Source organism: Mesorhizobium sp. M7A.F.Ca.CA.002.05.1.1 (assembly GCF_003998335.1).
Classification (GTDB): Bacteria; Pseudomonadota; Alphaproteobacteria; order Rhizobiales; family Rhizobiaceae; genus Mesorhizobium.
On the sequence record NZ_RZQI01001091.1, the window covers coordinates 1 to 1764 of the forward strand.

The following is a 1764-nucleotide window of genomic DNA, read 5'->3' on the forward strand; positions in this document are numbered from 1 at the left end:
CCGCTGATCAAGGGTGCGCTGTTGCAGCCGGGAACCCATGTCGACCTGGTCGGAGGCTTTACGCCGACGATGCGCGAGAGCGACGACGACGCGATCAGGCTCGCCCGCGTCTATGTCGACACCCGCGCCGGCGCCACCAAGGAAGCCGGCGACATCGTCCAGCCGCTGGCCTCCGGCGTGCTGAAGCCGGAAACCATCGTCGCCGATCTGCACGAATTGGCGCGCGGCCAGAAGAAGGGTCGCGAGAGCGCCGGTGAGATCACGCTGTTCAAGTCGGTCGGCGCGGCGCTCGAGGATCTTGCCGCCGGCATTGCCGTCTACAAGGCGCTCACGGCCTAGTTCGCCGGTACAGCCATTTTGGCGCTCATCGCGTCGGCGATCACACGAAAATCGTGATCCCCGATTTCGAAAAGGCCAAAGCGAAGCTGATAACCCCAGTTCGACTTGGCCATGGTGAAGTCCAGCCTGTCGAGCAGCGGCTTGATCGGCGCTTCCTCGGCCTTGGCCCACGCCACATCGCGGCGGAAGGGTGTGAAGCCGGCGCCCATATCGCCCTGATAGGGCTCGCCTTCCCGCACGATGCCGATCGCGGTGAAGGCCCGCAGGCCATCTTTCTCGCCCAAAACAGTGTTCGGCGAGTAGTAGACGATGCCATCGCCTGGCTTGACGCGACGCAGCGGTGCCGCCTTGCCGTGGTTGACCTGCATGAAGCCGGCTGCGCGACCCCGCCGGACATGTTCGGCCGACGCCACGGCGATCCAGTACGCGCTCATCTCTGGTTACCATTGGCCTGTTCGCCATCGGACAGCCAATAGACGCGCAGGCGATGATTGTCGGGATCGAGCGCGACAAAAGTACGGCCGAAATCCATGTCGGTTGGCGTCTGCAGGATATTCAGCCCGCGCCCGGACCAGTCGGCATGGGCGGCATCGACCGCATCGGGCGTATCCAGCGCAAAGACGATTTCGGCGCCACCGCCTGACATGGCGGCTGCCGGCTCCACCGTATGGCGCGACCACAGGCCGAACTTGAAGCCGGCATCGAGCACGAACAGCACGAAGGTCGGCGAACTTTCGACCGGCTCACGGCCGAGCAGCGCGCTGTAGAAGGCGCCGCTCTCAAGCGGCTGGTCGACATAGAGGATGATGAAATTCGGGGTGGCCATATCTGCTCTCCAAGGTTCGGTGCTTCGACTTGGCGACCATAAGATGAGCTACTGTCAGATCATGGCAGCAGTCATCTCGAACCACGAGGCTTGTCGAGCGTCGTCCGCCACTCCTTGAGCAGCGCCTGGCGACGGCGCGGATAGCGCGTGTTTGTCGCTTGGAGCTCGGCGATGCGATCGGCGCGAAAATGCCGGAAATCGTGCCGCATCTCGCACCACGCCACCACCACCCGCACCTTGTCGAAGAAGCCCAGCGCAAATGGCCACACGACACGCTCGGACGCAGCGCCGCCGGCGTCGCGGTAGAGAAAGCCAAGCTTGCGCTCGTTGCGGATGGCCTGCCGCACCAGACCAAGATCGATGCTTTCGATGACTGCGGCGGGAGGGCCGACCAGCAGTGTGCTCGCGTCGAGATCCTCGCGCAGATCGTCCGGCAGGACGGCGGCGATCTTGGCCAACGCGTTGGCAGCGGCGGCCGAGAGACGCTGGTCCGGCTGCTTGGCGACCCAGCGCGAGCCGAGCACGATGGCTTCGATCTCCTCGTCGCTGAACATCAGCGGCGGCAGCATGAAGCCGGGCTTGAGCACATAACCGACACC

General features: G+C 64.4%; 3 protein-coding genes and 1 pseudogene. 1 reads left to right on the plus strand and 3 read right to left on the minus strand.

Annotation, left to right across the window (positions count from 1 at the left end; all coding sequences use genetic code 11):
- Nucleotides 1-339: pseudogene (locus tag EN939_RS32800) on the plus strand (ornithine cyclodeaminase family protein); the annotation flags it as partial.
- On the opposite strand, the gene EN939_RS32805 reads toward EN939_RS32800, so the two are convergent.
- The 3 genes from EN939_RS32805 to EN939_RS32815 all read right to left on the minus strand — a co-directional run.
- Complete coding sequence (locus tag EN939_RS32805) at nucleotides 336-773, minus strand: EVE domain-containing protein (protein WP_127271652.1); 438 nt, start codon at nucleotides 771-773, stop codon at nucleotides 336-338. The pseudogene EN939_RS32800 and the gene EN939_RS32805 overlap by 4 nt on opposite strands.
- On the minus strand, nucleotides 770-1165 hold the full coding sequence (locus EN939_RS32810; protein ID WP_127271653.1) for a VOC family protein: 396 nt from the start codon (nucleotides 1163-1165) through the stop codon (nucleotides 770-772). Before EN939_RS32810 ends, EN939_RS32805 begins: the two co-directional genes overlap by 4 nt.
- Nucleotides 1166-1236: 71 nt before the next feature.
- On the minus strand, nucleotides 1237-1764 hold a 528-nt coding region (locus EN939_RS32815), incomplete at its 5' end, for a helix-turn-helix transcriptional regulator (RefSeq protein ID WP_164751449.1).

What these genes read in the sequence shown, in the direction of transcription:
- EN939_RS32805 (WP_127271652.1), bottom strand. Translation starts at nt 773, where the DNA reads ATGAGCGCGTACTGGATCGCCGTGGCGTCGGCCGAACATGTCCGGCGG.
- EN939_RS32810 (WP_127271653.1), bottom strand. Translation starts at nt 1,165, where the DNA reads ATGGCCACCCCGAATTTCATCATCCTCTATGTCGACCAGCCGCTTGAG.